4 protein-coding genes are annotated in these 6,931 nt (G+C 41.4%); all 4 read left to right on the top strand.

The window, feature by feature from the left end; translation table 11 throughout:
• Positions 1 to 96 precede the first annotated feature (96 nt).
• The 4 genes from ULO1_RS04005 (at position 97) to ULO1_RS03990 (ending at position 6,726) form a co-directional block, all read left to right on the top strand.
• Positions 97 to 822 (top strand): CdaR family transcriptional regulator, encoded by a 726-nt coding sequence (locus ULO1_RS04005; RefSeq protein WP_079933033.1) that lies wholly within the window; start codon positions 97 to 99, stop codon positions 820 to 822.
• Positions 823 to 1,152: 330 nt separating this feature from the next.
• Positions 1,153 to 3,210, top strand: a complete 2,058-nt coding sequence (locus ULO1_RS04000; protein ID WP_079933032.1) for a hydantoinase/oxoprolinase family protein — start codon at positions 1,153 to 1,155, stop codon at positions 3,208 to 3,210.
• A gap of 4 nt (positions 3,211 to 3,214) precedes the next feature.
• The gene (locus ULO1_RS03995; protein WP_079933031.1) at positions 3,215 to 4,957 is read left to right on the top strand and encodes a hydantoinase B/oxoprolinase family protein; all 1,743 of its coding nucleotides are present in this window, start codon (positions 3,215 to 3,217) and stop codon (positions 4,955 to 4,957) included.
• 431 nt (positions 4,958 to 5,388) lie between these two features.
• Complete coding sequence (locus ULO1_RS03990; RefSeq protein WP_079933030.1) at positions 5,389 to 6,726, top strand: MFS transporter; 1,338 nt, start codon at positions 5,389 to 5,391, stop codon at positions 6,724 to 6,726.
• The last annotated feature ends 205 nt before the right edge of the window (positions 6,727 to 6,931 follow it).

Here is a 6,931-nt window from a genome sequence, read left to right as displayed (position 1 = left end):
AGAACAGGAGTCCTTAATTACATATAATTACATAAATGTCATATATACCATAATGCGTAATGACCAAAACATAGTTGACTACCATTCATAAAATTAATGCAACGCTACTGGCTTATAGCTATTCACTTTGAATTGACAGATCAGTTCCTCGATGCCAAAGGAAATCAAAACGTGATGCGTAAACTTGAGAACCAGATTAAAGGATACCTTAGGCCTGTTATTGATCAATACTGTCCTAGAAGCTTAATTGTTTTAAGGGGGAATAAATTATTAATATTTGTTCATTTTGAAAAATTGCCAGAGCGTGACCAAGCAAGGGAGAAGGCAAAAAGTACAGCTGCTGCTCTAAGGGATATCATTTTGCAAGAATTCACCGGAATAAGAATATCGATAGGCATTGGTGAATTTTATCCATCACCCCTAGATTTATGTAAGAGCTATCGTGAAGCTATTCAAGCTATTGATATAGGGGATAAAGTTTATGGTTACGGGCACATAACAGCTTACCATGAATTGGGGGTATACGGTATATTAGGGCAGGTCAACAAGGATATTATAGGGGGTGTTTCGTTAGCACTTTTAGAACGATTGCTTCAATATGACTCTGAAAATCATACGGATTTAGTCAAAACGCTTGAAATATATTTAGACGAAAAAGAAAGTTTTTCAGCTGCAGCCAAACGTCTATTCGTTCATCCCAATACGGTTAAGTATAGAATAGATAAGGTACGTGATATTCTGGGGTTTGATCTTTTTGAGCATCCTGAACAGCGCTTAAACTTTCATTTGACATTGAAAATGCGTCGGCTATTAATCTTCTGAAACAATTCCATATATCTAGGATATTAAAGAGCACATTGTTTTAAACCGACAATAAGTGCTTTTTTTTTTGTCTTCAAAAGATATACAGATTACTCAGTTAATCTGCGACAATTTAAATAAATCAGAAAATAGAGAAAAAGAATAAGTTAATAAATGGAAATGACATAAGGAGGGGATTAAGTTTTTGGGAGTTAACACATGTCATGAAAAGCAAAGCGATGGATGAAAATTCACCGAAAGGAGGGGGATTAAGATAAATTAATTTAATTATCGTTAGTTTACGTTAGTAATATTGAAGAAATCCTTATTTTATAAAGGGAGGAAAAAATCATGTCAGATAAGGCAAGATACCGTGTTGCTATTGATATAGGTGGTACGTTTACGGATTTTGTTATTTATGATCAGGACTCTGGACGTGTGAGCCTAGAAAAAACAGCAACGACTCCACGCGACCTGTGGGAAGGGATTAAAACTGGATTAAAACTGGCTGATGTGGATCTTTCGGACACGTCTATGGTTATTCACGGAACTACAGTTGGGTTGAACTGCTTTTTAGAAAAAAAGGGAGCAAAAACTGGACTTATTACTACTATAGGTTTCCGTGACGTTTATGAAATAGGACGTGTTAACCGTATTGATATGTATGACTTATTCTACAAAAAACCTGAACCATTAGTAACAAGGGAATATCGGTTAGAGGTTAGAGAACGGCTTGATGCACAGGGTAATGTAATAATTCCACTAGAGCGTGAAGATGTAGTTAAGGCAGCTGAGTTTTTCCGTAAGGAGGGAATTACGGCAATTGCAGTTTGCCTGTTACACGCATATATCAATCCTGTGCATGAAATTGCCATAGGAGAGATTTTAGCTGAAGTGTATCCGGAAGCTCAGGTATCACTTTCTCATCAATTAGCTCGTGAATGGCGTGAGTATGAGAGGACCAGTACAACAGTTATTAATGCTTACATTGCTGAAAAGGTTGGCAACTACTTGAATCGAATAGAAAACGGATTGTCTGAGTTAGGCTACAGACACCCATTTTTTGTAAACCAGTCTTCCGGAGGCATTATGTCTGTCAAATCTGCGAAGGCAAAACCGGTACACACCATTATGTCGGGTCCGGCAGGTGGTGCAGTCAGTGCTGCTTTTGTAGGTAAAGATGCTGGATTTAAAAATATAATAGCTTTTGATATGGGTGGTACAAGTACTGATGTGAGCTTGATTTATGAGGGTAAGATTAGGGTAACTGCAGAATCGCAGATTGAACGGCATCCATTAATGGTGCCAATGGTTGACATTTATTCGGTTGGCGCTGGAGGAGGATCGATAGCTTACCTCGATCGCGCCGGTGCACTGAATGTAGGACCTCAATCTGCTGGTGCTGAGCCGGGGCCAGCTTGTTATGGTCGTGGTGGTGTAGAACCGACTGTAACTGATGCAAACTTGGTACTTGGTAGAGTTCCAACCCATTTGCTTGGTGGGTCAATGGAGATTGATAGAGAAGCGGCAGTAAATGCAATTAAACGGGTAACGGAACCATTAGGTTTGAATGAGGTAACAGGTGCAGCTGGTATTATCCGAATTGTTAATAATAATATGGCTTATGCTATTCGTGCAGTGACAGTACAGCGCGGACTTGACCCGAAAGACTTTGCTTTAATGGCTTTCGGTGGAGCCGGACCAATCCATGCATGCGAAATTGCAGAAGAGCTTGGTATTCCGACGGTAATAGTACCGATCGCACCGGGGGCATTTTCAGCATTGGGTATGTTACTGAGTGAGGTCCGTCATGATTTTGCACGTACTCGTCTTGTTAGTTTGGAAAATGCGGATCCGGTTGATTTGGAATCATTGTATGCAGAAATGGAAAGGGAAGCTGCAGCTACACTGGCTGGCGAGGTAGATGAAGGAACTCCTATTAGAATGGAACGTTCTGTGGAAATGAGATATGTTGGACAGGAATATACTGTTCGTGTTCCAGTTCCCAACGGTCCTATAACTGCCGAATTATTGAATAGACTTCGCAAGGAATTTGATCGCCTGCATGATCAGGCTTACGGTCATGCTTCCGAAGTTGAACCAACAGAGATTATAAATTTACGTTTAGCTGCGTTTGGTGTGTTAGGTGAAGTTAAATTTGAGGAAATTACTTATGGAGGGCAAGAACCAGCTTCTGATGCAATAATTGGCAACACCAAGATTTGTCTCAATCCAGAAGAAGGATTTACAGAATGTACTGTTTATGATAGAGAAAAGCTCTTGGCTGGAAATGTTATACATGGACCTGCAATCGTTGCGGAAAAAGTAAGTACGACACTTATTACACCAAATTTCAAGTGTTTAGTTGACAAAAATGGTAATCTTTTGATAACAAGAAGGGAGGCGTAAAAAGATGGCGACTAAAGTGGATCCAATTACAGTTGAAGTAATTCGTAATGGATTTGTTGCAGCTTCAGACGAAATGAAAATAAATCTTACTCGTACAGCATATAATCCTATCATTTATGAGGTTCTGGATTTTAGTGTTGGTATGTTTGATGAGAATGGGAACATGATTTCTCAATCAGCTGGTCTGCCAATATTTCTGGGAAATTTGTCGCCTTCGGTAAAACAAATCATCACGGATATTGGCAAGGAAAACATGTCTCCTGGTGACATCTATCTTATTAATGACACGTATACGGTAGGCACACACCTAAACGATGTGGTGGTCTGTAGTCCGATCTTTCTTGAAGATGGCAAGACATTGGTAGGGTTTGCGGCAAGCCGTGCCCACTGGTTGGATATTGGTGCTGTTTCCCCTGGTGGGTGGACTACAGATACGACGGAAATATATCAAGAGGGTATACGCCTTCGCTCTATCCAACTGATGAAGGGTGGCGTTATGAATCGGGATGTTTATCAAATTTTGCGCGACAATGTCCGTTTTTCGGATAGCGTTATGGGTGATGTGCGGGCGCAGATTGCTGCATGTCATACAGGTGAGCGCCGTATGCAGGAAATTGTTAATCGCTACGGGCTCGATACTGTTCGTGCTGCTATACAAGAAATGTTCAGGATGGAGGAAGCAGCTACTCGTGCAGCTATTGCAGCTATACCAGATGGTGTTTATAGTGCCGAAGCATTTATGGATGATGACGGTGTAGGGGTCAAGAATCCTAAAGTTAAAGTAACAGTGCGAATAGAAGGGGACGAGATGACCATTGATTTAACCGGTTCCGCTGAACAGTGCCTTGGCCCGATAAACTGTGGTTATGCAGCCACGTTGTCTGGGGCGAGAATTGCTTTAAAAGCGGTGACAAGTCCACTTAGCCCTGTCAATGAAGGAACGTTTGTACCATTGAAGTTAGTCGTGCCGGAAAATTGTATGTTTAATGCCAAACACCCAGCACCGTCTGCTGTTTATGGTTTGGTTCTTATCACGCTAATAGACACAATTTTCAAGGCACTGGCTCCAGCGATACCACACAAAATACCGGCAGCCCATTACGGTGACGTTAGTGCAATCTTTATCTTCGGAACTGATCCGAGGACAAAGACGCCGTATTTACACGTAGAGGCACAAGGTGGCGGTTGGGGTGCCAACAAGTTTCGTGACGGTGAGAATGTAATGATTGCTATTGCTGATGGTGATACTCGCAATGTTCCTGTTGAAATTGTCGAAGCCAAATATCCTTTAAGAGTTGAACGGTATGAAATTCGTCAGGATTCCGGAGGGCCAGGAAGGTATCGCGGCGGTCTTGGTCATTATCGTGATTTCCGTATTCTTGATCATGATGCGCAGTTTACAACAACACAAGAACGTTCTGAATGTCCACCTTGGGGTTTATTTGGTGGCAAGGCTGGTGCCACAAATCGTGTAGTTATCAACCCTGGGACACCGGAAGAAAAGATTATCCAGAAGGCTACAGGGCATCCATTAAAAGCAGGAGATTTGCTTTCCAATCAAACTGGCGGAGGTGGTGGTTACGGTAATCCGCTGGACAGACCGGCTGAAGAGGTTCGTTTGGATGTTGTTCGCGGGTATGTAAGTATAAAGGCTGCTGAAGAATCATATGGCGTTATTTTGGATCCGATAACTCTTGCAATTGATTATGAAGCGACTAAGTTAAAACGCCAGCAGATGAGAAATTAACTCTAAGTTACAATAACAAATTGGCGACCTGAGCCCTCGTTGGAAAAAGGTTTGACGGGGGCTCAGGAACCAATATAAATCAATGCTTTTAATTGAACACAAAGGTACGTAACTCTTTAAATTACATTTAGAATTTGTCAATTAGTGTTCATAATACCCACCAAAAAATCCAGTGGAGTGAAGTTCCTCGTATATCCTGCCAATAGTCTGCTTTCCTTCAAACGCTTCTGGAAAAACATAATGCATAAATCCTTACTATTATCCCTTCTTGTTCATTTACCTAATGTAGTTAAAATTAAAGCCAAGACCTGCCGGGGAAGTTAGACTAATGACTTGGGTGACTAATTCTTATTGTTTACCCCCTTTTACATTGTTTACCCCCTTTTACAAAACTAATATATGCTTTTAAGTGAATTTAAGGAGGGAAAATTATGTTTGAAGGATTAAAGGTAAATGAAAGTAAGAGGATTGTACAAGTTGGAGAGTATTTTCAAAGAATGCCAGTCACAAGCATGCACTGGAAAGCGGGAATGGCCTTGTTTTTTTCCTTCGTCATTGAGGCTTGGGAGATGATGATTATCATCTTGGCCAGTGGTTCGATTGGAACTGAATTTAAGTTAAGTGGTATTCAGATTGGTGAATTAATAGGTTCAATCTTTCTTGGTATGATACCCGGTAGTTTGCTCTGGGGTAAAGTTGTAGATAAAATTGGTCGAAAGGTCTCAATAGTTTCCAGTCTGATTTTATATGGAATTATTTCGTTGATCAGTGCATTTTCCGTTAGTTATGAAATGCTATGGTGGACACGATTTATTTCTGGTCTTGCCCTCTCAGGATTGTTGGTTACTACGTTTCCCTACTTTGAGGAATTATTGCCGGTTAGAGTCCGCGGTAGAGCGACTGTGTATCTTGCCTCTGGATGGCCCGTTGGATACCTGATTGCGATCGGTATTACTTACTTATTTATGGATTTAGGCTGGCGTTGGATTCTTGGTGTCAGCTCTCTCGCAGGACTGTGGGCTTTTGTAGTGTTAATGTTTGTTCCTGAATCTCCTTATTGGTTGGCAGGGAACGGGCGGCAGAAGGAAGCAAAAGAAGTAATAAAAAGGCTTAGCGAGGGAAAGATTGATGCTGAACTTGAAGATGTTGAACTTATCGTTGATAATGTAAAACCAGGTGCGTATATAGAGATTTTTAAAGGTAAATATTTACTTGCGACTATACTACAATCAATTGTTAATTTTACCTTCTCTTGGGGGTATTGGGGGCTCAATTCATGGATGCCGGTACTTCTTGCCAAAAAGGGCTTGAGTGCGCCTCAAGGGTTGAGCTTTTTGGCGATTTCCGCAGTTTTTATGTTCCCTGGATATATGGCATCATCTTATTTGACAGGAAAATTAGGACGCAAAAAAGTGATGTTTTCCTTTGTATTGTTGGCTGCTATCGGTGGCTTTGGTTTTGCATTTGCCGATACATTATTAGAAATGTACCTATGGAATTTCGTAGTTTCGTTCTTCAGCTTGGGAGCATGGGGAGTATGGGATACATGGATGGGCGAGTTGTATCCAACTGAAATTCGCGGTGTTGGCTATTCGTGGGGTACCATGGCGCAACGTGTAGCTAATACGATTGCTCCAAGCGTTATTGGAGGAATGTTGGCTGCAAATTCCAGTTTTATGGCAACTGTTTCTTTTATTTCTGCTTTCATGGTTGTAACTTGTTTTACTTCCTTGTTCTTACATGAAACTGAAGGAGAGATCCTGCACTAAAAAAAACAGCAGTCGTCTCTAAAACAAGAGAGACGACTGCTGTTAATGTGCGCCCGGCATGGGCGTTGTCTATAGGGTGAAAGTCCCGAACGGCAAAGGTAGCAGTAGCCGTAGCTTAAGACAAGGGTGTCCACCGTGAGGTGGAATCTGAAGGAAGTCGGCGGCAAACCTCCGGCCCGACGAACAGGAACCACATAAGAGGCTA

It is taken from the genome of Carboxydocella sp. ULO1 (assembly GCF_002049255.1).
Classification (GTDB): Bacteria; Bacillota.
The sequence above is the reverse complement of the archived record's forward strand: the minus strand, read 5'-3'. Positions and strand labels throughout refer to the sequence as shown.